This window comes from Lactobacillus delbrueckii subsp. jakobsenii ZN7a-9 = DSM 26046 (assembly GCF_001888925.1).
Taxonomy (GTDB): domain Bacteria; phylum Bacillota; class Bacilli; order Lactobacillales; family Lactobacillaceae; genus Lactobacillus; species Lactobacillus delbrueckii.
Genome location: NZ_CP018218.1, coordinates 836,170 through 861,849 on the forward strand (window position 1 = coordinate 836,170; position 25,680 = coordinate 861,849).

A 25,680-nucleotide genomic window follows, 5' to 3' on the forward strand; every position below is an offset into this window, starting at 1 on the left:
ACTGTTTTATCTTAGCCGATATTAGCCATTGGTGAATTCTTAAAATTGAATATCGTGACTATTAATTTGATGAGCTACCTCATCCACTTGGAAAGACTGCCGAGGGCAGTTTAAAGGCGAGAAGATTTGATCTTCTCGCCTTTTCTAATGCTTATTTTCTTTTTGTGCTTCCTACTTGCGCAGGGTCAGCTTGGCGATGCACTCGCAGCGCGGGGTCTGCGGCAGCATGTCGACGTTTTCGATGACCCGGACATCGTAAGCCTCGCCCAAAAGGACCAGGTCCTGGGCCAGGGTGGACGGGTTGCAGGAAATGTAGACGAAGCTGGCCGGCTTGACTCTGAGCAGGGTCTTGATCAAGGACTTGGCCAGGCCGGTCCGCGGCGGGTCGACGATCAAGGCATCGATTGGCAGGCCGTCTTCCTTCAAGCGGGGAAGGAGCTTTTCCACGCTGCCCTGCAGGTATTCTGCGTTTCTGACATGGTTGAGCTCAACATTGTGTTGGGCGTCCAAAACAGCTTCAGGGATGCTTTCGATCCCGACCACCTGCTTGACCTGGTCAGCCGCCAGGATCCCCAGGGTGCCGACCCCGGAGTAAGCATCGATCAAGGTCATGTCCGGCGTTAAGCTGAGCAGCTTCAAGGCCTCAGAATACAGGGTAGCCGTCTGGACCGGGTTCAGCTGGAAGAAGGACCGGGGACTCAAGTCAAACTTCTTGCCCATGATCTCTTCTGTTATCTGGTTCTTGCCCCGGAGCTTGCTGGTCTTGTTCCCCCAGACTTGCGGGTTCTGCCAGTCGGTTTCGTTTTGGTAGACGGAAACGACCTTTGGCAGGCGCATGATCTCGTCAGCCAGCTGCAGCAGATTGTCCAACTTGTGGCCAACAGTGATCAAGGTAACCTGCATCTCCTGGCTGGCTTCCGCCTGCCGGACCACAATAGTCTTAACGCCTGGCAAGTTCCGCCGGCGGTTGGCGATCGGGACGCGGAGCTTGATAATCAGATCCCGGATGGCCCGTTCAGTTGCCTGGGTGTCCTCGCTTTGGGTCGGCATTTCCGGCAGGTCGATCAATTGGTGGGAGTTAGGCGCGTACAGACCCAGGGAAACATGGTGGTTTTCCCGTTCGATCTGGTACTGGGCCTTGGCCCGGTAGTGCCACTGGTCTGGGGCCGGGATGGTGTTCTTGATCTTGTAGTTCTTGTAGCCGCGCGGGTGGTACTTTTCAAGGGCAGAGATCAGATTGTCCTTCTTGAACTTGAGCTGACCCGCGTAAGACAGTTGGGCCAGTTCCAGGCCCCCGATTCTCGGGTCAACGCCGGATGGGAAGGGAACCCGGTCCGGGCTGGCTTCCTTGATCCGGACTAATTCACCTTCCAGGTATTGGGGGTGGTCCTTGACGATCTTGGCCACCACGACTTCGTCTGGCAGGGCGCCGGGGATGAAGATGATCTTGCGCTTGTAGTAGCCGATCCCTTCACCGTTGATCCCCAGCCGCTTGATGGTGATGATGACGTGCCGCTCTTTAGAAGCGTTTTTTGAAAAATGTTTTTTCTGCATGTGAGCCTTCTTCTTTGTCTATTCTTTCTACAATAAAAATAACTGCAAACTTCGTAACACACTATTATACAGGGCTTTTTAAAAGGGGCGCAAGTTTTTCGCAGCTTTTGCGGCAATTTGCTAAGATAGAGTTGTCAGATTTGCCAAAAAGGAGGAAAAAATGGCCATTATCACGAAAGTTAGTGCACAAAAGCGGCAGGGGCGCTACAATATTTTTTTGGACCAGGAATATGCCTTTTCCGTCAGCGAGAAGACCCTGGCGGAATTTGTCCTGCTCAAGGGCCAGGAGCTTAGCCCCCAGAAGATCAATGAAATCCTGGACTATGAAGCCAGTGCCAAGGCCAGCGACCTGGCGGCCAGATACCTGTCCTACCAGCCCCGGACGGTCAAGGAAGTGACTGACTACCTCAGCCAGCATGAAATTTCCCGGTCAGCGGCCAAGCGGGCCGTTAACGAGCTGACCCAGCTGGGCTACCTGGAAGACGCGGCTTATGCCCGCCTTTTTGTCAAAAATAACCTCCAGGTCGGCAAGAATGGACCAGGGGCTGTCCGCCGGGACTTAAAGAAAAAGGGCGTTGACGATGACTTAATCGAAGCTGCCCTGGCAGACGTGACTGATGAGGAATGGGCCGGGGTTGGCAAGCGCCTGGTCAAGTCACTTTTGGGCCAGCAGGGGAAGATTGCCAAGCGGGAAGTCGACCGTAAGATGCAGACTAAACTGCTCAGCCACGGCTTCTCCGGCTCCCTGGCCCAGGCCGTGACCCAGGATTTAGTCCCGGAAGCAGATGAGGACCAGGAAAGAGCGGCTCTGGCCAAGCAGGGCCTTAAGGCCTACAAGCGCTTCAAGCGCTATGAGCCAGGTGTAAGGGAGCAGAAGATGCGGCAGTATCTGTACAGCCACGGCTTTTCCGGGGATGAAATCAGCGCCTTTTTGGCCGGGGAAATCATTCCTTTAGAAGAACTGGAAGAATACTAGAAAATAGAAAGAAGTAAAGAGATGCAGACAGAAATTAACGAACTTACTTTTATCGGCAAGGCCTTTCCTGACCGGATGATGGATGCAAACGGGACCTTCGCGGCCGCCAACCAGGAACTGGAAGCTGACCCGGCCTTTCAAGCCTTTGTCAAAGAGGCCGGCCTTGCCGGGCAGCGGGCGTCCTTGATTGTTTTTGGCCCGGAAAATTTCATGTACTGGTATGGGGTGATCGCGCCTAAGGATAGCGAAGTTAGCGGCCTGCTCAAGTTTTCCCTGCCAAGCGCCCGGGTTTTCCAAAAAGAAGAGACGGCCAACGCGGCCTATTTCGACCTGCCCCTGAACTTTGAACTGCCCCGCTTTTTGGATGAAGCCGGCGACTTAGGCAGCGACTTCCAGGCTCAGCTGGAGGAGAATCCTAACCCTTATATCCTCCGCCAGCTAGATTTAGGCAGTAAAAAACTGACCAAGAGCCTTTACCTCCCGGTCAGTCAGAATTAGGATTGCTTGATTTCAGCGGCAATGGACAGGTTGTCGTATTCGATATAGGCCCCCAGGCAAGTTGAAATGAACATGACCAAGATGACGAAGCCCATGGAGGTGCCGACGATCCATTCCAGGGGCAAAAGCAGGCGGATCACGATCGTGGCCAGGGTGCAGAGGACAAAGTCCAGGATAAAGTTGGCTACCTGCAAGAGCGGCCGGCGGCGGATGCTGAAGAAGCGGAGAATCTGCTGCAGAAAGCTGTCATAGATATCTCCGGCCAGCAAATTCAAGGGCCGCTGGATCGTGGCCTTGACGGCCAGCATGATGATGGCCCCGACAAAGGCCCCTACAGCCGTGCGGAAGGGGTCAGTCGAGTGCAGGACCAGGGCGTTAAAGCCGATCCCGATGATGGCTAGGCTGCAGATGTAGGGGATCAAGAGCAGGAAGACGAAAACTAACATAATGCGGCGCATTTTCATGGTAAAACACCTCTTTCTACTGGGCTATTTTAACATATTCCCGTAAGGTCATATGCTATAATGTAAATATTTAAGGATTTTACGAAAGAGAGTTAAGAAAATGACAAGCGACCCTGCGACCGGCAGCCTGTTTGGCAAACTGAGAAGCCGTTTTTCCAGCAATGAAGAAAGCGGCAAGGACCAGCTGCAGGCAGAAATTGACCAGCTGCATGCCGGCAATGTTTTGACTGATATTGAATATTCGATGATTGAGGGCAGTATGGCTTTCCATGACAAGGTAGCCCGGGAAGTCATGGTGCCGCGGACTGACGCCTTCATGATCGACATTGAGGACGATCTGGAGGAAAACCTGGATGACATCCTCCGCCAGCCTTATTCAAGAATTCCCGTCTACCGCCAGGACAAGGACCAGATCGTGGGTGTCATCCACATCCGTACCATTCTTAGAGAGGCCCGCCGGCACGGCTTTGACCAGCTGACTTATGACCGCTTGATTTCCCCGCCCCTTTTTGCCCCGGAAACGATCGAGCTGGACGACTTGCTGGTGCAGATGCAGACCAGCCAGCAGCAATTGGCCATCCTAACTGATGAATATGGCGGGGTGACCGGCCTGGCCAGCATCGAGGACTTGCTGGAAGAAATCGTTGGCGACATTGACGACGAGGTCGACAAGGCAGAAGTTTTGGTCCGGCAGCTGAATGACGGGCAATTTGACATTTACGGCAAGATGCCTTTGACCGACTTCAACGACCGCTTTGGCACCGACCTGGAAATGGAAGACGTTGACACCCTGGCCGGCTATATGATCACCAAACTTGGCGTGATCCCGGGCAGAGGCGAGCAGCTGGAAGTGCCCCTGGACAACGGCATGGTTTTGACGACCAGAAGAATGCGGGGGTCGCGGCTCTTAACTGTCTTGTTGACCCTGCCAGAAGAAAATTACGAGGAAGAAACTGAAGAATAATGAACAAAGAACTTTTAGACAAAGTAAACAAGCGGCGGACTTTCGCAATCATTTCCCACCCCGACGCAGGTAAGACGACGATTACGGAACAAATGCTGCTCTTGGGTGGGGTGATCCGCAGCGCCGGGACCGTTAAGGCCCGCAAGACCGGGAACTACGCCACCAGTGACTGGATGGAAATCGAAAAGAAGCGTGGGATTTCCGTTACCTCATCCGTTATGCAGTTTGAATACCAGGGCAAGCGGATCAACATCCTGGACACCCCAGGCCACCAGGACTTCTCAGAAGACACCTACCGGACTTTGATGGCGGTTGACGCCGCGGTCATGGTTATCGACTCCGCCCGCGGGATCGAGCCGCAGACCAAGAAGCTCTTCAAGGTCGTGCGGCAAAGGGGAATCCCGGTCTTTACCTTCATGAACAAGCTGGACCGGGACGGCCGGGAACCCCTGGACCTGGTCGCTGAACTGGAAGAAGTCCTGGGCATTGAAGGTGTGGCCATGAACTGGCCGATCGGGATGGGGCAGAGCCTGCTGGGCCTTTACGACCTGGCCAACCAGCGGGTTGAACTCTACCACCCGGAAGAAGGGCAGGACCGCTTTATCGCTTTAGCAGACGGAAAGGCGCCAGCCGGCAGTCCTTTGGCCGATGACCCGCAGTTTGAAGAAACCTTGGGTGAAATCGAGCTTTTGGAAGGGGCCGGGGCCAGCTTTGACCGGGCAAAGGTTTTGGCCGGCCAGCAGACTCCAGTCTTCTTCGGGTCAGCCTTGACCAACTTCGGGGTAGAAACTTTCCTGGAACAATTTGTTGACCTGGCACCAGCGCCAGGCGAGCACGAAGTCAACGGGGATGAAGAACTGAAGCCAGATGATGACGAATTCTCCGGCTTCATCTTCAAGATCCAGGCCAACATGAACCCTCAGCACAGAGACCGGATTGCTTTTGTCCGGGTCTGCAGCGGGGAATTCAGCAAGGGCCTGGACGTAACCCTGGCCAGAACCGGCAAGCAGGTCCGCTTGAACAATGCCGTTGAATTTGAATCCAGTGCCCGGGTTCAGGTTTCTGAAGCCGTGGCCGGGGACATTGTCGGCCTCTACGACACTGGCAACTTCCAGATCGGGGACTCTATCTACGCTGGCAAGCGCAAGCTGGAATTCCCGCCGCTGCCGGAATTTACCCCGGAACTCTTCATGCGGGTTTCACCAAAGAACGTCATGAAGCAGAAGTCCTTCCACAAGGGGATGAACCAGCTGGTTCAAGAAGGGGCTGTCCAGCTCTACCGCAACTACCAGACCGACGACTACATTTTGGGGGCGGTTGGCCAGCTGCAGTTTGAAGTCTTCCAGTACCGGATGAAGAACGAATACAACTCTGAAGTTGAAATGACTTCCATTGGCCACCGGGTAGCCCGTTGGATCAACCCGGACCAGCTGGACCCGAAGATGTCTTCCAGCCGGAACCTCCTGGTCAAGGACCGCTTTGGCAATCCTCTCTTCCTCTTTGAGAACGCCTTTGCTGAACGCTGGTTCCACGACAAGTACCCGGATGTGGAATTGACGGAAAAGCTGTAATGCAAAGAAGCAAGTAAAAACAAATCAGCAAAAGAAGATAGCAAACAAGAAAAACGATGCCGCGAGGCATCGTTTTTTTGCGCATGATTGGTTTGACTGACTAGCATTCAGTCATTTCTGTTTTGCTCTTTGGCAAAAAGTAGTAAACGAGGTCAAGGACCGCTTGGGCAAACATTACCCCGGCCATCCAGTACATGGCCATCATCGTCTTGTCGGTAAAGGTGTAGAAGGCGACGATGCCGTACAGTAAGACCCATAAAATCTTCAAGTAAAGGTTGTTGTTCATCATAATTCTGATCCTACAAGTTTTTTAGTGGTGGCTGGCCCCGCTGGTCGCGTCGTGGTGGCCTTTATGACCTGCTCTTGAAGCGGCAGTAACGGCTTCGACCAAGCGGCGGCTGGTCGAAGCTTCAGCCGCGTGGAAGCAGGCACCCATGTCCATGTCTTCAACGTCCATCCCTGGCATAAAGACTTCGCCTGGTTCAACGCCCATTTCTTCTGCAAAGGCGTTGGTGATGGTTTCCATGTCCATCAGCTTGTAGGTCTTGTTCGGATCCTTCGGGTCAACGATTTGGATCTGGGCCATCATGCCGGCATCTTCGTGCTCGATGATGTGGCAGTGGTACATGAAGACCCCGGCGTTTTGGAAGTAGACCTTCAGGCGGACAGTTTCTCCTGGTCCGACTTCAATAGTGTCCTTGTAGACATTGATTTCGTTCGGGTTAGGCTTTTGCCCGTTGCGGGAAACAACCAGGAAGTGGGCCCCGTGGATGTGGAAGGGATGCAGCATCCCTGAAGCAGAGTTGTTGGTGTTGGTTACGTCCCAGTATTCAACTGAGTTCAAGGTCTGCTTCATGTCGATTCTTTCCATGGAGAAGCGGAGACCGTTGATCTTGTCGTGGTCGTCCATGGTTACGTGGCGGACTGGCGCTTCGCTGTTCACAGCCGGGTCGTCCGGAGTGAAGATGTTGAATGGCAGTTCACGGTCGTCTTTTTCAAAGGCGTGGATGCGGAATTCAACCAGCTTGAAGTCGTCAGTGTAGAGGCTGACAACGTCGCCTTCCTTGTAGCCGGCAAAGTCAACGATGACTTGTTGTCTTTCCCCTGGCCCGATCAAAAGCTTCTTAACGTCAATCGGGTGTCTGAGGAAGGAGTCGTCCCCGCCGATTTGTGTCATGGTCAAGTCGTTTTCAAAGTGCAGGCGCCATTCCCGGCGGTCAGACCCTCCCAAGAAGAGCAGGCGGACCTTTTGGGTCGTCACGTCAACGTAAGGACGGACCACGCCGTTGATCAAAGGCACTTCACCAAAGACCCCCATCGGGTCGTAGTCAGCCCGGTAGTCGAGCTGGTTGTCGTGGAAGGTCCGGTCTTGCAGGATGATCGGGAATTCGTCAACCCCGTAGTTCTTTGGAATCGGCAGGCGGGCTTCGTTGTCGTCAGTAACCACAACCCCCATGGCCAGGCCCATCCAGACCTGCATGGCCGTTGACGGACATGGGTGGGCGTGCAGCCAGGTCAGAGCGGCTGGCTGCTTGACCGTAAATTCGATGTTTTTTTCTTCGCCAGGGTATACTGGGGCGTGGCAGCCGCCGTCAGTAATTGGTCCCGGAACTTCCATGCCGTGCCAGTGGAATGAAGTGAGGACAGGCAGGCTGTTCTTCAAACGCACGTGGACTCTTTGCCCGGTCTTGACTACCAGGGTCTGGCCCAAAAGGGGAGCGTTGTAGCCCCAGGTCTTGGTCTTCTTGCCTGGCAGGATCTGGCTTTCGCCTTCCTGGGCCTCGATGGTGTAGTAGATGTCATTGCCGTCAACCTTGTCCGGCGCTAAAAGCGGGGGAACGGCCAAAGGCTGGGCCTCAACGCCAGCTGGAATGGTCAGCGGCTTGTAGCCCATGTGGCTCTTATCAAAGTCTTTTTCAGAATAAAAGTAATCCGGATAAACTGTCATGATCAGTGCCTCCTTATTTTTACTAAATCAACAGTTTAAAATTGCTGCTTTTTACACATTCACTTTCTTTTCTAAAAGCGCTTTCCAGCGCTCAAAGGAGATTATAGAACTATTTTTTATAAAAAAATTGACATAGGTCAATTTTGACAATTTTTTTGAAAAAAAGGCTGTTTTTCGCAAGTTAATCTGTAATTTTGCTAAAAAACAAGTATTTTTTGAATTTTGCTGAAAAGAATAAGGGAAGAAGATAGGGAAGAAAAAAAGAGCCCAGTGGGCTCTTTTTGCAGGGATTACTTGTCAACGTGGATTTCGACGACCCGGCGGTGCTTGTCAACCGTAAGCTGATAGCTGGTCTGGTCGGGAATCAGCCGCTTGATTACAAATTCGAGTTCTTCCTCGCGGATCTTGCGGTGGTGGTTTTCCAGAACGATCCCGATGGCGATTGGGCTTTCGGTATAAATTACGGTAGTGTTGCCTAAGGAGTAAACTTTCACATAGTTCACGCTCGTAGTATTTAGCTGACTGTGAACTAATTCGGCATAGCTATTAGTGACATCAATTAAGTGCATAAAACTTCACCCGTTTCTATTTGTCTCTGATATTCCCCTCACTTTCATTATAACGCATTCAAGAAAAAACAAGGATCCTTTTTGGATAATCCTTGTTTTTTCTGCTCAGAGATAGTTATTTTTCTTTGCTTGCTTCAGTGACTGGCAGGGCGGGAACTTCTTCGAAAATCGTGATTTCCCCGTCCTTTAAGTCCGCCACTAATTGCTTGGCCTCAGTGTGGTCCAGCTTGTAGTCGGCCACCTTGTCTTCAATTTCTTCCTGGATGACCCGGCGAAGCGGACGAGCGCCCATTTCCGGATCGTAGCCTTCCTCAACCAGCTTGTCTTTGGCCGCGTCGGTAACCTTGATGTGCAGGCCCTGGTCGCTGACCATGGCATTGGTCTTGTCCAAAAGGAGGTTGACGATCTGCAGGAGGTTGCCCTTGCTCAATGGGTGGAACTGGATGATGTCGTCAAATCGGTTCAGGAATTCCGGCTTGAAGTACTGGCTCATCACCTTGCGGGTTTCTTCAGCTTCATTCTTGTTGTTTTCTGCCGCGAAGCCTACGCTGGCCGTCTTGATTCCCTGGCCGGCGTTTGAGGTCATGATGATGATCGTGTCCTTGAAGGAAACAGTCCGCCCTTGTGAGTCGGTCAAGCGGCCGTCGTCAAGAATCTGCAAGAAGAGGTTCAAAACATCCGGATGGGCCTTTTCAACTTCGTCCAAAAGGATCAAGCTGTATGGGTTGTGGCGGACCCGTTCGGTCAATTGGCCGGCTTCTTCATAGCCGACATAGCCCGGGGCAGACCCAATCAATTTGGAGACGGAGTATTGCTCCATGAATTCGGACATGTCGAAGCGGATCATGGCGTCTTCGCTGCCGAACATCTTCAAGGCCAGCTGCTTGGCCAGCTCGGTCTTGCCGACCCCGGTCGGGCCAACAAAGAGGAAGGAGCCGATTGGCCGGCCGGACTTGTTGAAGCCGATCCGGTTTCTTCTGATGGCCCGGGCCACCTTGTCAACGGCCTCGTCCTGGCCGATAACCTTAGCCTTGAGGTCGCTGGCTAGGTTGATCAGCTGGTTTTCTTCTTGTGCCTGGATGTCGCCGACCGGGATGTTGGTCTTTTCTTCCACGATCTTGTCCATGACCTTGGCTGTAATGGTTGGGGTCTTGTCCGGGTCGACGTTTTGGTCCTTCAGCTTCTCGTATTTTTCGATCTGGTCGCGGTAGTAGGCAGCCTTTTCGTAGTCTTCGTTCTTCAAGGCATCCTGCTTGAGCTTCTCAGCCGCGTCGATTCTTTCCTGGATCTTTTCCTTATCGATGTAAGGGATGGTCAGGTTCATTCTTGACCCGGCTTCGTCCAGAAGGTCGATGGCCTTGTCTGGCAGGAAGCGGTCCTGGATGTAGCGGGCAGACAGCTTGACGGCGGCTTCGATGGCGTCGTCAGTGTATTTGACGTGGTGGTAGTCCTCGTAGCGCTTCTGGATCCCCTTGAGGATCTTGATTGTCTCGTCGATGCTTGGTTCCTTGACTTCAACTGGCTGGAAGCGCCGGGCCAGGGCGGAGTCCTTTTCGATTTCCCGGAATTCCTTGATAGTCGTAGCCCCGACTAACTGCAGCTCACCTCTGGCCAGAGCCGGCTTGATGATGTTGCCGGCGTCCATGCCGCCTTCAGAATTGCCGGCGCCGACGATTTCATGGATTTCGTCGATAAAGAGGATGATGTCCGGCTGGCTCTGCAGTTCCTTGATCAGCTGCTGCATTCTTTGCTCAAACTGGCCCCGGATCCCGGTCCCTTGGACCATGGAAACCATGTTGAGGGAGATGATCCGCTTGTTTTGTAACTTGGCTGGAACTGACCCGTCCACGATGTCCTGGGCCAGGCCTTCAACGACCGCGGTCTTGCCGACCCCGGCTTCCCCGATCAGGACTGGGTTGTTCTTGGTCCGCCGGTTGAGGATTTCAATTACCCGGGCGATTTCCCGGTCCCGGCCGATAACTGGGTCGATCTTGCCCTTCTTGGCCAGATCTGTTAAGTCGGTCCCGAACTGGTCAAGAAGGGACTGGCCGCCGCCATTGCCGCCGCGGCCCGGGGTCGGGCCGAATGGATTTTGGTTGTTGTAATGGTTTGCGCCATTTGACTGCCCGTTCAAAGCATTGAAGAGGTCGTCAAAGTCGCCGAAAAAGTTGTTATTATTCATTTGATTTCCTTGTTGATTCCTTAACTCTTGGTAGCATTGCTGACATAAGTCGATTTCATTGTTTTGGCCGTTGATCTTCGTGTAAAGATGTATCGAGGCCTGCCGTTGGTGGCAGTTTTGACACAACATGTTAAAGTACCGCCTTTCATCAAAGCTCTGACTAAATTATAGAGCTTAGCACTCTAATTAGTCAAGTGCTAAGACTCAGGGGAGAAAATAGCCAGCCTTTGAGACTTCTTCCTTTAATTTTGACAAAAAATTGCGCTAAAATAATGGACAGGAGGTTGTGACATTAATATGGACTATACTGATATTTTGGAGAAATTGGTCTCAGGCGACTTGCTGGAGTACCAGATCGACCCGCAGAAGGACCCGGAAGATGCGTTTGCTTTCCAGCAAAGCCTGCGCAATTACGGAAAAAACAAGAAAATCACCGGCCGTGCCGGCCGCGGCGGGGTTATTACCTATACTTCGATAGAGAATAAGCCTAAATATTAATGAAAACATTTACAATTAAGTTGTATTGACCTCGAAAACATGTTATTCTTTAAAAGAAACGGTACTTTGGTACCCAATTCTTGATTTTTAAAGGAGATAATTTACGATGGAAAAGAAAGAATTTCACATTATCGCTGAAACTGGTATTCACGCTCGTCCAGCTACCTTGTTGGTACAAGCTGCTTCAAAGTTTGGTTCAGACATCAACCTTGAATACAACGGTAAGTCAGTTAACCTTAAGTCAATCATGGGCGTAATGTCATTGGGTGTTGGCCAAGGTGCAGATGTAACTATCAGCGCTGAAGGCGATGACGAAAAGGAAGCTATCGCAGCTATTGCTGAAACTATGTCAAAAGAAGGTTTGGCTGAATAATGACTAAAACTTTGAGGGGCATCGCAGCCAGTGACGGCGTTGCTGTTGCTCCAGCCTACCTCCTGGTCGAACCGGACCTTTCTTTTGAAAAGAAGTCCGTTGCTGACGTGGAAGCTGAAGTAGCCCGCTTTGATAAGGCAGTTGCCGAATCACAAGCTGAATTGGAAAGCATCCGCAAGGTTGCCGCAGAAAGCTTGGGTGAAGAAGAAGCGCAAGTCTTTGACGCCCACTTGATGTTCCTGTCAGACCCTGAATTCACTGGCCAGATCAGCGCCAAGATCAAGAGCGACGCTGTCAACAGTGAAGCAGCTTTGGATGAAGTTGCCCAAAACTTCATCACTATCTTCCAAAGCATGACTGACAATGCCTACATGCAAGAACGTGCAGCTGACGTCCGCGACGTTTCAAAGCGGATCATGGCGCACTTGCTGGGCAAGGAACTGCCTAACTTGGCAAGCATCGACCACGAAGTAGTTCTGGTGGCTGAAGACTTGACGCCAAGTGACACGGCACAATTGAACAAGAAGTACGTTAAGGGCTTCGTAACTGACCTGGGCGGCCGGACTGCCCACTCAGCCATCATGGCCCGGTCTTTGGAAATCCCAGCTGTTGTCGGGACTGAAAAGATCACCACTTCTGTAGAAAACGGCCAAATGCTGATCGCTGACGGTTTGGATGGGGTGGCTATCGTTGAACCAAGCGAAGAACAAGTGGCTGACTACCGCAAGAAGGGCGACGACTTCGCTAAGCAAAAGGCTGAATGGCGGAAGTTGAAGGACGAACCATCAGTAACTGCTGACGGCAAGCACTTCACGATCGCTGCCAACATCGGTACTCCAGACGACCTGGCTGGCGTTTTGGAAAACGGTGCTGAAGCAGTCGGCTTGTTCAGAACTGAATTCTTGTACATGAACTCAAACGACTTCCCAACTGAAGAAGACCAGTTTGAAGCCTACAAGAAGGTTCTGGAAGGCATGAACGGCAAGCAGGTTATCATCAGAACCATGGACATCGGTGGCGACAAGCACCTGTCCTACTGGGACCTGCCAGAAGAAATGAACCCATTCCTGGGTATTCGGGCCGTTCGTTTGTCTTTGAAAAACAAGGAAATCTTCCGCACCCAGCTGCGGGCCTTGCTGAGAGCATCAGCTTACGGCAAGCTGGGGATCATGTTCCCAATGATCGGTACTTTGGACGAACTTCACCAAGCCAAGGCTGTTTTGGCTGAAGAAAAGGACAAGCTGGTCAAGGAAGGCGTCAAGGTTGGCGACGACCTGCAAGTCGGCATGATGATCGAAGTTCCGGCAGCTGCCGTTCTGGCAGACCAATTTGCCAAGGAAGTCGACTTCTTCTCAATCGGGACCAACGACTTGATCCAATACACTATGGCTGCTGACCGGGGCAACGAAAACGTTTCTTACCTCTACCAGCCATACAACCCGTCAGTTCTCCGCCTCATCAAGCACACGATCGACTCAGCTCACGAAGCTGGTATCTGGTGCGGGATGTGTGGTGAAGCAGCTGGTGACTCAATCATGTTCCCAATCCTGCTTTCCATGGGCTTGGACGAATACTCAATGAGCGCAACTTCAATTCTGCGGATCAGAAACGAAATGAAGAAGCTCTCAACTGAAGAACTCGCTAGCCTGGCTGACAAGGCAACCAAGGAATCATTGACCAACGAAGACAACATCGAACTGGTTAAGAACTTGATGGCTGACAAGTAAAGAGCAAATTAAAAGCGATTAGCGTGAGCTGACCGCTTTTTTCTTGATTAATTAAGAAATTTAAAAGAAAGCCAATTACCCCCTTCCTTTTTGTAAGTATCCATGCTAAACTATATAGTAAGCAACGAATGTGTGTTCATGCAATCTCATTTTAAAGGAGCGTGGTAACAATGGTAGATTTATATGTTTCTCCAAGCTGCACCTCATGTCGCAAGGCAAAGCAATGGCTTGAACAGCACAATATTCCCTACAAGGAAAGAAACATTATTTCATATCCTTTGAACCGGGAAGAAATCATTCATGTTCTGAGAATGACTGAAGAAGGCACGGAAGAAATCGTGTCAACACGGTCGAAGGCTTTTCAAGAGCTGAATATCGACCTGGACGACATTTCAATGAATGAACTGATCGATTTGATTGAAAAGAACCCAAGCCTGCTGAGACGGCCAATTATTTTGGATGACCGTCGGATGCAGGTTGGCTACAATGAAGATGAAATCCGCCGCTTCCTGCCGCGCAGCGTGCGCCGGCTGGAAATAGCCCGGGCTAAGCGCCTGGCAGACCAGGATTTTTAATTTCAGAATAGAAAGTTGCAGGCGTTGGCTTCTAGAAGCTAACGCTTTTGCTTTGTTGGCTTTTTAGGTTACAATAACGGTACACATATAAGGAGGGATGAAGATGCGCGTTGAAAAGGTGAATGAGAACACGCTCCGCGTAAGCATGACCCGGGAGGATCTGAACCAGCGGGGCTTGAAGATCTTGGATTTACTCGGCAACCGGGAAAGAGTCCAGGAATTTTTCCTGTCAGTTCTCCGCGAAGTGGACGAGGACAATGACTTTGCCAGCGATGCGCCGGTGACTTTCCAGGTCATGCCCAACGATAGCGGGATCGATCTCCTGATTACCAAGATGAATGCAGGCAGAGACCTGCCGGAAGAAATGCGGCGCTTCTTTGATCCTGAAGCCAATGGGGTCGGAGACGATATGGCGGAAGCGGTTGAGGAAGATGACTGGGCCTTTTCCGACTTGAACCCGGCTGATGACGCTAACACTGAGATGGACCCGGTGATTATGCAGGACCTGGGCAACACCGATGATGAAGACTACGAGGACTACTGGAGTTACCAGGAGACCCATGTTTTAGTCTTTGACGATATCGATGACCTCCTGGCTTTGGCTGACAGCCTCAAGGTCAGTGACCTGGCGTCCAGCGTCTACTACTACAAGCAGCAGTTTTATCTCAAGATGGCTTTTATGGACGAGAATTACGCGGAAATCAAGCCAGCTGATGCCTGGGCGATCGCCAATGAATTTGGCCGCCAGGTGTCCGCTGACGAATTCCAGCAGGCCCAAGCCCATGGCCAGTGCCTCTTCCAGCAGGATGCGCTGGGGGCTTTGCGCCGGCAGTTTGCCAGCAAGCGGGCTTAAGAATCCAGATGATAATTTAAGGACTCCTTCGGGGGTCCTTTTATTTTCTACTCTAAGTCAAGTGTTATCAACGATTTTAGCAATTTTATTTTGAAATAAGGGCCTAATCGGGAAATGGTTCCCGGAGAATCGAGTTAAATATCTGATTTAGGGCATGATAAATACAGCCACCTTCTGTAATTTCAAAAAAGAGGCTGTTATAATATCTATTGGATCAATTTTTATGACAAAAGTCTTTGGTTATGTTTGGCTACGTCATAGCTATACAATTGATCATTCTTAATTAAAGCGAAGATCGTCCGTAATAATTTATGGATCGATGCGATAGCGGCCTTCTTGTGACTTGCAGTCTCAGAAGACCGTTTTCGTTTCTCGTAATAATCCGCAATATGACAAGGGTTTCCCGCTTTCTTAGCCGACTGAATTTGGTTTATGGCCAAGTACAGCACCTTTCTGCCAATAGCTGTCCCACGCTTTGAAATTGACAGGTGGGCCGTGAGATTGCCAGATTCATAAACTTGAGGATCAACACCAACGAAGGCATTTAATTGGCTAGGGTTGTTAAAACGTCTGATGTCCCCAAGCTCACTAATGATTCTTAGAGCAGTATTTTCGCCAATGCATGGAATGCTTGTGAGGATCTCCAGATCCCGTTTAGGAGCCAGCTTTGCCATCTCCTGTAAAGCAGTCTGGCACTCTTCTTCAGCGCTCAGAATGTTGTTAATAGCCATTTTGAGGCCACGAATATGAGCACTGTTCTTTTTGACAGCTGGGCATGCGACTTTAGCCAACCGAATAAGACTTTGCGCTATGTCGTTAGCGCGTTTTTTACCAATACCGGTTAAGCCCTTTAAGAAGTCGATGATATCGGCTTCTTTTGTTTCTAGTACGATATCTGGGTGTGGGAATCTGAGGACAATACTCCAGTAGTTTTTCCCTCTCGGATTAACCATTAAGTGCTCAATCTCTGGGAAAGTGAGCTGAATGGCTTTGTGCAGTCTATTCCTGTTGGTTATCAGATCGTGCGAAGCCTGCTCGTAGATACGGTTATTGGCCATCAATTCTTGATATTCTTCGCTTTGAACGTAGGCCAGCCGCTGCGGGTGCTCAGATTGCAGCTTGGCAAGGTACAAGGCATCAAGCTTATCGGTCTTGTTCTGGTGCAGGTCATCCTTTGTCTTTCTTTTGGCTTCTAGCGGATTCATCATGACATAGCGCAATTCGTGCATGTCCAAGAATGCCTGGAGTCTTCTGGAATAGACGCCAGTTGCTTCAAAGATAATCTGTGGGTTAGTAACCTGCTTAAGGTCACCTAGCAGCTGATTGAAGCCTACCATATCGTTGGAGATGGCATAGTCATTAACTTTTTGGCCATTGACCATAATGCATACGTTAGACTTTCGGCTGCTAACATCAATACCGAAAACAGTTTTCAATAAATCCATAAGAATAAACCTCCGCTTTACTCGGAGATGAGCTACCTTCACCTAATCCAATCAGATCTAATTTTCTCAACAGGACTTTAACAGCCAACATACTTAGACGAGATTCACAATTGAATGGTGAAGCTGCCCGTTTTGCCTACGACATCGTGTGTCCAGAAAAGGAACGGCATTGGCTTCATCTCCACTTTACATAGTAAAAGAAAAAGTGTTGAACGACTACTCCGTCGAGTAATCATCCAACACTAGGTTAGTATGTTTTGCCTATTTTTAAAAAAATCTCCCCTTTTTGGCGTACTAGTTAATGGGGTATTATTTTGTACGCAGCTTTGTTAAATAAAGAACTGGTCCTGGCCGTCAGTGAGGCCGGCAAGGTCCGGGAGAACCCGGCCTATCTCAACCAGGAAGTCTACCGCTGCCCGCGCTGCCGGAAACCGGTCATCCTGGTTTTGTCGCAGAAGGCAGAGCCTTTTTTCAAGCACTACCAGGCTTACCGGGGGCTAGGAGAACAAGAGGAGCACCGGCAGGGGAAAATGCTCCTCAAAGCCGCTTTGACCGCGGCGGGGCTAAATGCAAAAGCTGAAGTGCCGCTGGCTGACGGTGACTTGCGGGCTGACATTTTGGCCACACCGCTCTTGGCCTTTGAAGTCCAGTGCGCGCCCTTAAGCAAGGGGGAGTTTGCCCACCGGCATGCCCTTTACCAGGCGATTGGGATTAAGGATGTCTGGTTGGTCGGCCGCCGGCATTTTTTAGGGGAAAAGCTAAAGCAGACCCAGCTGATCTTTTTCAGGGAAAACCGGTGCTGGGGAAGCTATTATCTGGAAATTCACCAAGAGGCAGGCTTGATTAGATTGAAGTACCAAATAAGGCAGGCCCCTGTCAGCCAGACCTTGCTGTACCGGCAGGTGGACTTCGCCTTGGACGCGGAAGGAATTGCTGCTTTATGGCACTTTAGGCCCCTTTTGCCCCCGCCTTTGGCCGATGACTGGGTCAAGGAGCGGGACTATCTGGACCAGCAGCTGAAGGAAAAGAGCAAGCTGGGTCAGAAGCTGGGGGAATTGATGTACCTGGCCGGCTACACTGTCTTTACTTTGCCCAAGGAAGCTTTTTCCACTTGGCGCAGGCCGGGGGAGAAAAGCTGGCTCTTGAAATTTTTGCAGCAAAAAACCAGCCCCTAAAGGAGAGGCTGGCTATAAGAGATGAAGGTGGCTGACCGGATAATAAAGTGGAGCATTCTCCGTTAGCTGCATCAAGGGTTCAAGGCAGCTGTCCGCGCTGTTTTGGAAAATTTGCAGGAGGTCGTCGTCGCTTAATTCACCATCAAGCAAGAGACCGCTGTCATCGATCTGGTCGTCAAAAATCACGATTGAAGGCAGGGCCGTGATTTGGAATTTCCTGGCCAGCTGCTGGTCCTGGGCAATGACGTCTTTAAGGCAGGCATCTTTCAAAGTAGATGAAATTTTCTTTGGCTTGATATTGAGGCTTTCCATCAATTCTTCAGCCAAGGCCGGGGAATAAGACCGCTGGCCGTCACTCAAACTTTCCTGCAACTTGAACAAAAAGCTCCTGGCCTTCTTCTTGCCATAAGCGATTTGCACGGCATAGTAAAAGCTCTGGGCGCTGACTGAGGCATTGTGATAATTGGCTAAATTGATGGAAGTGTTGAAGTTCCAGTTCCGCTTGATCATGTCGGCTTTCATGGCTTCCATGGTTACCAGGGGAATGTAATTGACGGAAATTTCAAGTTGCAGTTCTTCCGCCAATAGCCGGATGCGTTTTTCAAGCTGGTAGCAGGATAAACCTAACGGATTGATAAACAGAAAAAGTTCGAACATAGTCGACCTCCAATTTTTGCTTCATCTGCTACTTTAACAAAGCTTTTACTTGAAAACAAAAGAAAAGCTTTCGCCTATTTTTACTTGTCATGCTGGCTGGCCCGGGCAATCTTGCTCTGATTGTTGGCTGACTTGACCGGCAGGGCAAAGCGGGTCTTAATTTCTGCCAGGGCTTCCTTGATAGCAGCCGGGGAGTCATTTTCAATTTCCATTTCCCAGTCCTGGTAGCCGTCCGGGTAGCTGGTCTGGTCTAAAGTCAGCTCGCAGCCCTTTGGCCCGTCTAAAAGGATCCGCCGGGTCTTGCTCCAGGAAAAAAGGGTCAGCTGGCTGGCTTTGTCCGGGTAATGCTCTAAAAGGTACTGGCCAACATTGCCAGTCAGACTTGGCCGGCCCTTTTTTAAAAAGTCCTCGGCTTCAGGCAGGGTTAAATCATCATTGATTTCCAGGCTTTCATGGTAGGTCTCCTGCAGCTTCTTGACCGGAACCTTGATGGTTTCCTCGGCCCGGTCTTGGAAGCAGCGGATTCTGAGGGCACTGTGGTCTTCTTTTAGCTGCTTGTCCGGGGTGTCAAAATAGTAGTTGCTCTGTTTGAAGTCGCTCTTGACCGGATAGGCAGCGACGATAGCCTCATAGCTGGCCTGGTCCAGGGCGACTTTGGCTTCAATTTCGCGGTTTTTGCTCATTTTTTAAGACTCCTTTGTTAGATAAAAATTAAAAAGGTTGCGTTGGTGCTTTCGCTAACATCTATGTTAAAATGAATTTGTTTAAGATGGAAGGAAAATGTCTGTGATTACTGATTGGGATACTTTTTTATGGCCATACAATGAAGCCGTAAATGAACTAAAAGCTAAATTCAGAGCTCTCCGGCAGAGTTTCTTGACCAAGGGAGAGCATTCGCCAATAGAATTCGTGGTTGGCCGGGTGAAAACGGTCGACTCCATTAAGGAGAAAATGCAGCGGCGGGTCATCAGCCCGGACGTGATCGAAACCGACATGCAGGACATTGCCGGTATCCGGATCATGTGCCAGTTTGTCGATGACATCTACCGGGTCGTTGACCTGCTCCATGCCCGCGATGACCTGGAAGTCGTCGAAGAGCGCGACTATATCCAAAATGCCAAGCCGTCCGGCTACCGGTCCTACCACATGGTGGTGGCCTACACGGTTTATTTGCCCGAGGGGGCCAAGCGCCTTTTGGCGGAAATCCAGATCCGTACTCTGGCCATGAACTTCTGGGCCACGGTTGAGCATACCTTGAACTACAAGTACCAGGGGGCCTACCCGGAAGATATTTCTGAGCGGCTCAAGCGGACGGCGGAAGCTGCCTACCAGCTGGATGAAGAGATGTCCTCGATCAGAAATGAGGTCAAGGAAGCGCAGAAGATCTTCACCAAGAACAAGGGCAAGGAAAAGTCATGAAAGTAGCTATCGTTCACAATGACCGCGTGACCACCCAGGTGGCGGTCCGGCACCTGCAGGTGCTGCTCGCGGAAAAAGGCATTTTGCAGGACCAGCAGCATCCCGACCTGGTAATTTCTGTTGGCGGTGACGGTACCTTGATCTCTGCCTTTCACAAGTATAAGCAGCAGCTGGACAAGATCTGCTTTGCCGGTATCCACACCGGCCACCTGGGCTTTTACACCGACTGGCGGAATTACGACATGGAGAAGCTGGTTGACGCCCTGGCCAGCCATCCCGTTGAAGAAAACGAGGTGGGCTACCCGCTTTTGGAGATGAAGGTAACCACCAGCTGCGGGGAGAAGCGCTTTTTGGCCTTAAATGAAGCCTCAATCAAGCGGATTTCCAAGACCATGGAAGCTGAGGTCTGGCTCGGGGGCGAGCGCTTTGAGAATTTCCGGGGCGACGGGCTCTGCGTGTCAACCCCGACCGGGTCAACGGCCTACAGCAAGTCCCTGGGCGGAGCGGTAATCCATCCCCGCCTCAAGACCCTGCAGCTGACCGAAATTGCCTCGATCAACAACCTGGTCTTCCGGACGGTGGGCTCGCCCATCGTTATTGCCCCGGATGAGTGGATCACCATCGTGCCGAAGATTTCCGACCGGGCGGTCGTGATCGTCGACGGGGAAAGGATCAGCTTGACCGACGTGCAGAAAGTAGATTATAAAATTGCGGCGGAAGAGATTCGCTTTTACCAGTATGGCCACCACCATTTTTGGGAGCGGGTCAACGACGCCTTCATTGGTGACAGATAGTGCAAGTATACAAAATGATTGTTGCGAAAAATGACCCAGGCCAGCTGAGTCATTTTTTGCTGAAAAAAGGTTTTTCCCGGCGGGCAGTCAACAACTGCAAGAACCACGGCGGGATGATGCTGGTCAACCACCACCGCCGGAATGGCAGCTACCGGTTAAAAGAAGGGGACGTGGTCCACTTTTTGATGGGCCAAGAGCCGGTCAACCCCTGGCTCAAGGTATCCCGCCTGCCCTTGGACATTGTTGAAGAAACGGCTGACTATTTGGTGATCAACAAGCCGGCCGGCCTTTTGTCGATTCCTTCCGGCTTTCATGCGGAAGACGCGGTAATCAACCGGGTGCTGGCTTACTTTGAAAAGCAGGGGGTCAACCCGGCTTACGTCAAGCCCCACATCGTGACCCGGCTGGACCAGGACACTTCCGGCCTGGTTCTCTTGGGCAAGAACGCCATCGCCCATGACCGCTTCAGCAAGCTGGGCAAGGATGCTTTTATCAAAAAGTACCACGCTATCGTGCATGGTAACTTCGCCGAAGGAGATTTAAGCGGCCTGATCGACAAGCCCCTGGCCCGGGTGGGGGACACGGTCAAGCGGGAGGTCAATCCAAAGGGGCAAAGGGCCTTGACTGAATACCGGGTCCTTGACCAGGTCCCGGGGGCCAGTTTAGTTGAACTCCGCCTGTTGACCGGTCGGACCCACCAGATCCGGATCCACATGGCTTCTATCGGCCATGTCCTTTACGGAGACGACCTATACGGGGCCAGGGATGCTTTTGCCCGCCAGGCCTTGAACTGCTTCTACCTGTCCTTCCCCAACCCCTTCAGCGGGGAAGAGCGGGAGATTGAGATTCCCGACCCAGGCGACATGCAGGGCTTGTGGCGGCAGCTGAAGCAAGAAGCAGGGAAATAAATTAGCAGCAAAATAACAAAACAATAAAGTCAAAAAAGGAGACAGGCCGGCCTGTCTCCTTTTCTTATTCATCTGCTATCTATTTTTACGCGTTTGAGATTACTGCCCAAGCCAGGCCCCCGAGGGCACAGATGGCTAGCAGCGGCAAAACTACTGAGCTGAGCAAGGCAAAGGCCAGGCCGACTCCGATCAAAAAGATCAGAACCCGCCAGAGGGCCACGCCCATCTTCCAGCAGAGCCATAAAATAAAAAGTAAGCAAAGCAAACTTAACATGTTTATTCACCGTCCTCTAGCTGCTATCCTTGAGCGATAATCATAGCATATTTTCGCGTGAATACAAGGATTACGCAAATACCAGACCGCAGATGATGACGATGATCCCCAAAACAATCCGGTACCAGCCGAATGGCTTGAAGTCGTGGGTCTGCACGTACTTCAGCAGGAACTTGATTGACAGGTAGGCCACGATGAAGGAAACGACCATGCCAACCAAGAGGATAGCCAGCTGGTTGCCGACAAAGACGTGGCCGGCTTTGAAGAACTTGAACAGCTTCAAAAGCGACGCCCCGAACATGGTCGGGATAGCCAGGAAGAAGGAGAACTCAGTTGCCACGTAGCGGCTTGACCCGATCAGCATGGCCCCCAGAATAGTTGCCCCAGACCGGGAAGTCCCCGGGATCATGGACAAAACCTGGAAGCAGCCGATCAAGAGGGCGGTCTTATAGCTCATCTTGTTTAAATCAGTCAAGCTCGGCTGCCGCTTGGCGTAGTAGTTTTCCAAGACGATGAAGAGGATACCGTAGATGATCAAGGTGGCGGAAATTACCTGCCATGAGGTCATGTTTTCTTCCAGCCAGTCATTCAGCGGCAGGCCGATGATGATTGACGGCAGGACAGCCGCGATGACCTTGAACCAGATCTGCCAGGTCTGCCCTTTTTCCCGCTTGCTCTTTGACGGGGCAAAAGGATTCAGCTTGTTAAAGTAGATCACGATGACGCTCAAGATGGCCCCCAGCTGGATGACAACCATGAACATGTTGATGAAGCTGGTTGGCTGGTCTAACTTGATGATGTAGTCGGCCAGGTAGAGGTGGCCAGTTGAGGAGATCGGCAGAAATTCCGTAACCCCTTCGATGATGCCGAGAATGATGGCTTTGAAAATGTCTAGCATGTTACTAAAAAAATACTCCTAACTTAATCAGTGAATAAAACTCTGGTGCCTTCTGGAACCGCGATGTCCTTTTCCAGCGGGGTCAAGGTCCCGTCGCTTTGCCGCTGGTAGAGGGTAGCGTTGTTGCTGTTTTGGTTGGCGGCAACGACGTACTTTTCCTCCGCGTCCCAGTTGAAGTCCCGCGGGAATTCGCCAAAAGTTGACACCCGCTGGACCAGCTTCAGGGCCTGGTCTGGCAAAACGGCAAAGACGGCGATGGAATCGTGGCCGCGGTTGGAGACGTAAAGGAACTTGCCGTCACTTGACAGGCGGATGGCCGCTGCCCCGTTGTGCTGGTCCCAGCTTTCCGGAATGGTTGAGTAGGTGGCCAGGGACCGGAACATCCAGTTTTCTTCGTCAAACTTGACCGCGTTGACCTGGCTGGAAAGTTCACCGGCCACGTAGAAGTACTTGCCGTCCGGTGAGAAGGCCAGGTGGCGGCTGCCGAAGCCGTCTTCGTTTTGGTAGCTGGCCAGGTGGGTCAGCTTTTGCCCGTCAAAGCCGTAGAAGTCGACTCTGTCTTGGCCCAGGTCGCAGGAAACCAGGTGCCCGCCCGGAGTTTCATCAAAGTAGTGCGGGTGAGCACCGGTTTGTTCAGGCCGCGGCCCTAAAGCCTTGTTTTCGTGCTTGACCTGGTCAAGCAGGGTCAGCTGCCCCTGGTCATCATAGCTGATGACGGCCAGGACCCCAGTGTGGTAGTTGGCCGTGTAGAGCAGCTTTTTTTCCTTGTTGATGCCGATGTAGGCCGGAGAAGACCCCTCGTGCAGCAGCTGGCTGACCAGCTTGCCGTTTGCCAAGGCCGCGATGCCCCCCTGGCCGTTTTCATTCTTAATGGTAAAAATGAACTGGCCGTCTTTTTGGAAATATGTTGGCCCGCCGACTTCAACGACGTTTCTTCTTTGTTCCAGATGGGCCTGGTCACCGGAGCCGATAAAGTCAAACTGGTAGATGCCGGCTGACTCGTGCTTGGTGTAGCCGCCAATTAAAATATGCAATTTAAACCTCCTTATTTACTCTACAATAACTCCAGTTTAAATATTAAGCTTATCTTTAGCAAATGTCGATAAGAGATAGTCGTCCGTAAAGAATAATTAACAATTCTTTTCTTCTTAGCTTTAAGTTCCCGGTGAGTATGTTAGAATTTAACCAGGTGATAAAAATGAAATGGATATCTACAATTAAAGCAATCGGACCAAACGCGATCAGTGAAAAGGACCGCGTCGTAATTTTGTTTGGCCAGACGGCCAAAGATGAACTGCAGGACGTTTCCGTCATCCAGGCCTTTGATGATGAACAGGCTGCCCAGGCAGTCGTTCTTAAGAAGGGCGATACGGTGACCATTGACGGGACGACCTTTTTGATCAACTATGTTGGCCCTATGGCGGTCAGCAACTTGCGGACCTTGCATCACGCCAGCCTCTTTTTCACTGACAAAGTGCCAAAGAAGCCGATGTCCAACGCCCTCTACCTGGACTTGCCAGAAGACCAGGAAATGCCGAAGTTCAGAGTCGACGACGAAATCGTTTACGAACACCTGTAGGCTGGATTAATGAAGAAAAGAGACACGAGCCTCTTTACGGACTGGGTGCTTAACAACCGCTTCAGCGTCGGCTTGATCAATGTGCTCTTGGTCCTGGTGATCGTGCTGGTCTTTAACAAGATTTCCTTTATCTTGAATCCGGTCAACACCTTCATCAGCGCCATCCTGCCGCCCTTTTTGGTGGCCATGGTCCAGTACTATCTGATGGAGCCGGTGGTTGATAAGCTGGAAGAGAAGTTCAAGGTGCCGCGGACGGTCACCATCATGGTGATTTTTGCTATAGTCACGGTCTTCTTGATCTGGGCCATCAATTCCCTGATTCCGGTCGTCCAGAGCCAGATTGACTCCTTAGTCAAGAACTGGCCCACGATCTGGAAGAATTCGACCAACGCGGTTGATGAGCTCCTGCACAGTCCGAAATTCAGCGGCCTGCGCGATTCTCTGCAAAAGCAGATGACTTCTTTGCAGAAGAATTTCAGCAAGAGCATGGGGTCAACCGTCTCCAGCGCCCTGGGGAATTTAACCAGCGCGGTCACCGTAGCGACAGCCGTCTTCACGACCCTGGCCACAGCTCCGTTTTTGCTCTTCTTTATGCTGAAAGACGGGCACAAACTGCGGCCTTTTCTGGTCAAGTTCGCTCCCCAGCGCTGGGAGCAGGCGACCAGCAAGTTGCTGCATGAAGTCAACCAGGCTGTGTCTTCTTACGTGATCGGCCAGGTTTCCGTGGCTATCTGCGTGGGGATCATGTTATTCATTGGCTATACGATTATCGGCGAGCCTTACGGGGCAGCCCTGGCGATCTCTTCTGGCTTTTTGAACCTGATCCCTTACTTTGGGACCTTTATCGGTTTGATTCCGGCCTTAATCATCGCTTTAGTGACTGATTTGTCGATGGTGGCCAAGGTCTTAGTGGTTTTCTTTATTGAGCAGATCATTGAAACCCGGGTCATCAGCCCGCTGGTTGTCGGCAACCGCTTGAAGATGCACCCGGCGACGACGATTATCGTCATGCTGGGGGCTGGCTCAGTCTGGGGCCTGTGGGGCGTGATCGGCGGGATTCCGATCTACGCGGTGATGAAAATCCTTTTGACCCATGTCTACTGGTACTACCGGAAGGTTTCCCACCTTTATGACGACAGTTTCCAGGATGAAGCAGACCAGGCTGGACGAGAAGAAAAGGAAAGGAAATAAATGACCAACCATATTGTTTTGTTTGAGCCGGAAATTCCCGACAACACGGGTAACATTGCCAGAACCTGCGCGGGAACCAACACGGTGCTGGACTTGATCGAGCCCTTGGGCTTCCACCTGGACGACAAGCATCTCAAGCGGGCCGTTTTAGACTACGGCGGTGAAGTTGAAATCCGCCGCCATGACGACCTGCGGGCATTTCTGGCTACTTTGCCGGACAATGCCGAGATGTACTTGATCTCCAAGTTCTCCAGCAAGGCTTATACTGACGTCGACTACACGGACGAAAGCAAGGACTACTACTTTGTTTTTGGCCGGGAAACGACCGGTTTGCCGGAAACCTTCATGCGGCAATACGCGGATCGCAATCTCCGCATTCCCATGTCCGACAAGATCCGGGCCTTCAACCTGTCCAATTCGGCAGCGATTGTAATTTTTGAAGCCTTGCGCCAGCAAGGCTTTCCCCACATGGAAAAGTCCCACCACTATGAAAACGACAAGCTCAAGGACGACTACAATCGTCCTGGCCGCTACCAGCGGAACCTGCCCAAGCATTAGTGGCTAAAAAGAAATTTATGAGGTAAAATC

At 51.3% G+C, this 25,680-nt stretch carries 28 protein-coding genes; 16 read left to right on the forward strand and 12 right to left on the reverse strand.

Translation table 11 applies throughout. The annotated features are described in order from the left end of the window. Positions 1 to 171: 171 nt before the first annotated feature. Complete coding sequence (gene rlmD, locus LJ046_RS04345) at positions 172 to 1,554, reverse strand: 23S rRNA (uracil(1939)-C(5))-methyltransferase RlmD (protein ID WP_002877952.1); 1,383 nt, start codon at positions 1,552 to 1,554, stop codon at positions 172 to 174. Between the two features lie 160 nt (positions 1,555 to 1,714). On the opposite strand from rlmD, the gene recX reads away from it, so the two are divergent. Next, positions 1,715 to 2,530 carry a recombination regulator RecX gene (gene recX, locus LJ046_RS04350; protein WP_002877951.1) on the forward strand — a complete coding sequence of 272 codons (816 nt, stop codon included), beginning with the start codon at positions 1,715 to 1,717 and terminating at the stop codon, positions 2,528 to 2,530. Between the two features lie 21 nt (positions 2,531 to 2,551). Next, positions 2,552 to 3,028, forward strand: a complete 477-nt coding sequence (locus LJ046_RS04355) for a hypothetical protein (protein ID WP_002877949.1) — start codon at positions 2,552 to 2,554, stop codon at positions 3,026 to 3,028. Here LJ046_RS04355 and LJ046_RS04360 read toward each other — a convergent pair. Continuing rightward, positions 3,025 to 3,492 carry a hypothetical protein gene (locus LJ046_RS04360; RefSeq protein WP_002877947.1) on the reverse strand — a complete coding sequence of 156 codons (468 nt, stop codon included), beginning with the start codon at positions 3,490 to 3,492 and terminating at the stop codon, positions 3,025 to 3,027. The two genes, LJ046_RS04355 and LJ046_RS04360, sit on opposite strands and share 4 nt — an antisense overlap. A 100-nt stretch (positions 3,493 to 3,592) precedes the next feature. Between LJ046_RS04360 and LJ046_RS04365 the strand changes: the two genes are divergently transcribed. Together LJ046_RS04365 and LJ046_RS04370 are read left to right on the forward strand one after the other, a co-directional pair. After that, positions 3,593 to 4,456, forward strand: coding sequence for a hemolysin family protein (locus LJ046_RS04365; RefSeq protein ID WP_002877944.1), 864 nt, complete (start codon positions 3,593 to 3,595; stop codon positions 4,454 to 4,456). Beyond that, positions 4,456 to 6,027: a peptide chain release factor 3 gene (locus tag LJ046_RS04370; protein WP_002877942.1), complete on the forward strand. Its 1,572-nt coding sequence runs from the start codon at positions 4,456 to 4,458 to the stop codon at positions 6,025 to 6,027. Before LJ046_RS04365 ends, LJ046_RS04370 begins: the two co-directional genes overlap by 1 nt. Positions 6,028 to 6,127: 100 nt before the next feature. Here the strand turns inward: LJ046_RS04370 and LJ046_RS04375 are convergent, their stop codons facing one another. From LJ046_RS04375 to LJ046_RS04390, 4 genes are all read right to left on the reverse strand, one after another. Continuing rightward, positions 6,128 to 6,316, reverse strand: a complete 189-nt coding sequence (locus tag LJ046_RS04375) for a hypothetical protein (protein WP_002877937.1) — start codon at positions 6,314 to 6,316, stop codon at positions 6,128 to 6,130. 21 nt (positions 6,317 to 6,337) lie between these two features. Beyond that, positions 6,338 to 7,975, reverse strand: a complete 1,638-nt coding sequence (locus LJ046_RS04380) for a multicopper oxidase family protein (RefSeq protein ID WP_002877936.1) — start codon at positions 7,973 to 7,975, stop codon at positions 6,338 to 6,340. Positions 7,976 to 8,265: 290 nt separating this feature from the next. Then, positions 8,266 to 8,544 carry a DUF1827 family protein gene (locus LJ046_RS04385; RefSeq protein WP_002877935.1) on the reverse strand — a complete coding sequence of 93 codons (279 nt, stop codon included), beginning with the start codon at positions 8,542 to 8,544 and terminating at the stop codon, positions 8,266 to 8,268. Positions 8,545 to 8,659: 115 nt separating this feature from the next. Next, positions 8,660 to 10,855 carry an ATP-dependent Clp protease ATP-binding subunit gene (locus tag LJ046_RS04390; protein ID WP_035176512.1) on the reverse strand — a complete coding sequence of 732 codons (2,196 nt, stop codon included), beginning with the start codon at positions 10,853 to 10,855 and terminating at the stop codon, positions 8,660 to 8,662. 168 nt (positions 10,856 to 11,023) lie between these two features. On the opposite strand from LJ046_RS04390, the gene LJ046_RS04395 reads away from it, so the two are divergent. The 5 genes from LJ046_RS04395 to LJ046_RS04415 all read left to right on the forward strand — a co-directional run bounded on the left by LJ046_RS04395 (position 11,024) and on the right by LJ046_RS04415 (position 14,752). Beyond that, a complete protein-coding gene (locus LJ046_RS04395) occupies positions 11,024 to 11,224 on the forward strand; it encodes a protein YkzS (RefSeq protein WP_002877932.1) in 201 nt (66 codons plus the stop codon). A 106-nt stretch (positions 11,225 to 11,330) separates the two neighbouring features. Then, positions 11,331 to 11,597: a phosphocarrier protein HPr gene (locus tag LJ046_RS04400; RefSeq protein WP_002877930.1), complete on the forward strand. Its 267-nt coding sequence runs from the start codon at positions 11,331 to 11,333 to the stop codon at positions 11,595 to 11,597. Further along, positions 11,597 to 13,324 (forward strand): phosphoenolpyruvate--protein phosphotransferase, encoded by a 1,728-nt coding sequence (ptsP, locus tag LJ046_RS04405; protein ID WP_002877926.1) that lies wholly within the window; start codon positions 11,597 to 11,599, stop codon positions 13,322 to 13,324. The genes LJ046_RS04400 and ptsP overlap by 1 nt, the downstream gene beginning before the upstream one ends. 170 nt (positions 13,325 to 13,494) lie before the next feature. Next, positions 13,495 to 13,899, forward strand: coding sequence for a transcriptional regulator SpxA (gene spxA / locus LJ046_RS04410; RefSeq protein WP_002877925.1), 405 nt, complete (start codon positions 13,495 to 13,497; stop codon positions 13,897 to 13,899). A 103-nt stretch (positions 13,900 to 14,002) separates the two neighbouring features. Further along, positions 14,003 to 14,752, forward strand: coding sequence for an adaptor protein MecA (locus LJ046_RS04415; protein ID WP_002877924.1), 750 nt, complete (start codon positions 14,003 to 14,005; stop codon positions 14,750 to 14,752). A 221-nt stretch (positions 14,753 to 14,973) separates the two neighbouring features. Here LJ046_RS04415 and LJ046_RS04420 read toward each other — a convergent pair whose 3' ends face one another. Beyond that, the gene (locus tag LJ046_RS04420; protein ID WP_072557706.1) at positions 14,974 to 16,197 is read right to left on the reverse strand and encodes an IS110 family RNA-guided transposase; all 1,224 of its coding nucleotides are present in this window, start codon (positions 16,195 to 16,197) and stop codon (positions 14,974 to 14,976) included. A 314-nt stretch (positions 16,198 to 16,511) separates the two neighbouring features. Here LJ046_RS04420 and LJ046_RS04425 point away from each other — a divergent pair, with 314 nt between their 5' ends. Next, positions 16,512 to 17,372 carry a competence protein CoiA gene (locus LJ046_RS04425; RefSeq protein ID WP_002877058.1) on the forward strand — a complete coding sequence of 287 codons (861 nt, stop codon included), beginning with the start codon at positions 16,512 to 16,514 and terminating at the stop codon, positions 17,370 to 17,372. Between the two features lie 12 nt (positions 17,373 to 17,384). On the opposite strand, the gene LJ046_RS04430 is transcribed toward LJ046_RS04425, so the two are convergent. Together LJ046_RS04430 and LJ046_RS04435 are read right to left on the reverse strand one after the other, a co-directional pair. Next, positions 17,385 to 18,029 (reverse strand): DsbA family protein, encoded by a 645-nt coding sequence (locus LJ046_RS04430; protein WP_002877057.1) that lies wholly within the window; start codon positions 18,027 to 18,029, stop codon positions 17,385 to 17,387. An 80-nt stretch (positions 18,030 to 18,109) separates the two neighbouring features. After that, entirely contained in the window at positions 18,110 to 18,712 is a 603-nt protein-coding gene (locus LJ046_RS04435) for a CYTH domain-containing protein (RefSeq protein WP_002877055.1), read from the reverse strand. A 103-nt stretch (positions 18,713 to 18,815) separates the two neighbouring features. On the opposite strand from LJ046_RS04435, the gene yjbM reads away from it, so the two are divergent. Genes yjbM through LJ046_RS04450 form a run of 3 tightly spaced genes read left to right on the forward strand, consistent with a single transcriptional unit; the run spans position 18,816 to position 21,150 of the window. Further along, the gene (gene yjbM, locus LJ046_RS04440; protein WP_002877053.1) at positions 18,816 to 19,448 is read left to right on the forward strand and encodes a GTP diphosphokinase; all 633 of its coding nucleotides are present in this window, start codon (positions 18,816 to 18,818) and stop codon (positions 19,446 to 19,448) included. After that, the gene (locus tag LJ046_RS04445; protein ID WP_002877050.1) at positions 19,445 to 20,242 is read left to right on the forward strand and encodes an NAD kinase; all 798 of its coding nucleotides are present in this window, start codon (positions 19,445 to 19,447) and stop codon (positions 20,240 to 20,242) included. The genes yjbM and LJ046_RS04445 overlap by 4 nt, the downstream gene beginning before the upstream one ends. Positions 20,243 to 20,256: 14 nt before the next feature. Then, positions 20,257 to 21,150 (forward strand): RluA family pseudouridine synthase, encoded by an 894-nt coding sequence (locus tag LJ046_RS04450; protein ID WP_035176438.1) that lies wholly within the window; start codon positions 20,257 to 20,259, stop codon positions 21,148 to 21,150. Positions 21,151 to 21,235: 85 nt separating this feature from the next. On the opposite strand, the gene LJ046_RS04455 is transcribed toward LJ046_RS04450, so the two are convergent. The 3 genes from LJ046_RS04455 to LJ046_RS04465 all read right to left on the reverse strand — a co-directional run bounded on the left by LJ046_RS04455 (position 21,236) and on the right by LJ046_RS04465 (position 23,356). Next, positions 21,236 to 21,424: a hypothetical protein gene (locus tag LJ046_RS04455; protein ID WP_002877046.1), complete on the reverse strand. Its 189-nt coding sequence runs from the start codon at positions 21,422 to 21,424 to the stop codon at positions 21,236 to 21,238. A gap of 70 nt (positions 21,425 to 21,494) precedes the next feature. Next, a complete protein-coding gene (locus LJ046_RS04460; protein ID WP_002877045.1) occupies positions 21,495 to 22,322 on the reverse strand; it encodes an undecaprenyl-diphosphate phosphatase in 828 nt (275 codons plus the stop codon). Between the two features lie 23 nt (positions 22,323 to 22,345). Beyond that, a complete protein-coding gene (locus tag LJ046_RS04465; RefSeq protein WP_002877043.1) occupies positions 22,346 to 23,356 on the reverse strand; it encodes a lactonase family protein in 1,011 nt (336 codons plus the stop codon). Positions 23,357 to 23,520: 164 nt separating this feature from the next. On the opposite strand from LJ046_RS04465, the gene LJ046_RS04470 reads away from it, so the two are divergent. Genes LJ046_RS04470 through LJ046_RS04480 form a run of 3 tightly spaced genes read left to right on the forward strand, consistent with a single transcriptional unit; the run spans position 23,521 to position 25,650 of the window. Continuing rightward, a complete protein-coding gene (locus LJ046_RS04470; protein ID WP_002877042.1) occupies positions 23,521 to 23,901 on the forward strand; it encodes a PTS glucitol/sorbitol transporter subunit IIA in 381 nt (126 codons plus the stop codon). 9 nt (positions 23,902 to 23,910) lie between these two features. Further along, entirely contained in the window at positions 23,911 to 25,092 is a 1,182-nt protein-coding gene (locus LJ046_RS04475; protein ID WP_002877040.1) for an AI-2E family transporter, read from the forward strand. Further along, the gene (locus tag LJ046_RS04480) at positions 25,093 to 25,650 is read left to right on the forward strand and encodes a tRNA (cytidine(34)-2'-O)-methyltransferase (RefSeq protein WP_002877038.1); all 558 of its coding nucleotides are present in this window, start codon (positions 25,093 to 25,095) and stop codon (positions 25,648 to 25,650) included. Positions 25,651 to 25,680 lie beyond the last annotated feature (30 nt).

Coding starts and splice junctions, on each gene's coding strand:
- rlmD (WP_002877952.1), bottom strand. CDS start 1,554: ATGCAGAAAAAACATTTTTCAAAAAACGCTTCTAAAGAGCGGCACGTC.
- recX (WP_002877951.1), top strand. CDS start 1,715: ATGGCCATTATCACGAAAGTTAGTGCACAAAAGCGGCAGGGGCGCTAC.
- LJ046_RS04355 (WP_002877949.1), top strand. CDS start 2,552: ATGCAGACAGAAATTAACGAACTTACTTTTATCGGCAAGGCCTTTCCT.
- LJ046_RS04360 (WP_002877947.1), bottom strand. CDS start 3,492: ATGAAAATGCGCCGCATTATGTTAGTTTTCGTCTTCCTGCTCTTGATC.
- LJ046_RS04365 (WP_002877944.1), top strand. CDS start 3,593: ATGACAAGCGACCCTGCGACCGGCAGCCTGTTTGGCAAACTGAGAAGC.
- LJ046_RS04370 (WP_002877942.1), top strand. CDS start 4,456: ATGAACAAAGAACTTTTAGACAAAGTAAACAAGCGGCGGACTTTCGCA.
- LJ046_RS04375 (WP_002877937.1), bottom strand. CDS start 6,316: ATGATGAACAACAACCTTTACTTGAAGATTTTATGGGTCTTACTGTAC.
- LJ046_RS04380 (WP_002877936.1), bottom strand. CDS start 7,975: ATGACAGTTTATCCGGATTACTTTTATTCTGAAAAAGACTTTGATAAG.
- LJ046_RS04385 (WP_002877935.1), bottom strand. CDS start 8,544: ATGCACTTAATTGATGTCACTAATAGCTATGCCGAATTAGTTCACAGT.
- LJ046_RS04390 (WP_035176512.1), bottom strand. CDS start 10,855: ATGTTGTGTCAAAACTGCCACCAACGGCAGGCCTCGATACATCTTTAC.
- LJ046_RS04395 (WP_002877932.1), top strand. CDS start 11,024: ATGGACTATACTGATATTTTGGAGAAATTGGTCTCAGGCGACTTGCTG.
- LJ046_RS04400 (WP_002877930.1), top strand. CDS start 11,331: ATGGAAAAGAAAGAATTTCACATTATCGCTGAAACTGGTATTCACGCT.
- ptsP (WP_002877926.1), top strand. CDS start 11,597: ATGACTAAAACTTTGAGGGGCATCGCAGCCAGTGACGGCGTTGCTGTT.
- spxA (WP_002877925.1), top strand. CDS start 13,495: ATGGTAGATTTATATGTTTCTCCAAGCTGCACCTCATGTCGCAAGGCA.
- LJ046_RS04415 (WP_002877924.1), top strand. CDS start 14,003: ATGCGCGTTGAAAAGGTGAATGAGAACACGCTCCGCGTAAGCATGACC.
- LJ046_RS04420 (WP_072557706.1), bottom strand. CDS start 16,197: ATGGATTTATTGAAAACTGTTTTCGGTATTGATGTTAGCAGCCGAAAG.
- LJ046_RS04430 (WP_002877057.1), bottom strand. CDS start 18,029: ATGTTCGAACTTTTTCTGTTTATCAATCCGTTAGGTTTATCCTGCTAC.
- LJ046_RS04435 (WP_002877055.1), bottom strand. CDS start 18,712: ATGAGCAAAAACCGCGAAATTGAAGCCAAAGTCGCCCTGGACCAGGCC.
- LJ046_RS04445 (WP_002877050.1), top strand. CDS start 19,445: ATGAAAGTAGCTATCGTTCACAATGACCGCGTGACCACCCAGGTGGCG.
- LJ046_RS04450 (WP_035176438.1), top strand. CDS start 20,257: ATGATTGTTGCGAAAAATGACCCAGGCCAGCTGAGTCATTTTTTGCTG.
- LJ046_RS04455 (WP_002877046.1), bottom strand. CDS start 21,424: ATGTTAAGTTTGCTTTGCTTACTTTTTATTTTATGGCTCTGCTGGAAG.
- LJ046_RS04460 (WP_002877045.1), bottom strand. CDS start 22,322: ATGCTAGACATTTTCAAAGCCATCATTCTCGGCATCATCGAAGGGGTT.
- LJ046_RS04470 (WP_002877042.1), top strand. CDS start 23,521: ATGAAATGGATATCTACAATTAAAGCAATCGGACCAAACGCGATCAGT.
- LJ046_RS04475 (WP_002877040.1), top strand. CDS start 23,911: ATGAAGAAAAGAGACACGAGCCTCTTTACGGACTGGGTGCTTAACAAC.
- LJ046_RS04480 (WP_002877038.1), top strand. CDS start 25,093: ATGACCAACCATATTGTTTTGTTTGAGCCGGAAATTCCCGACAACACG.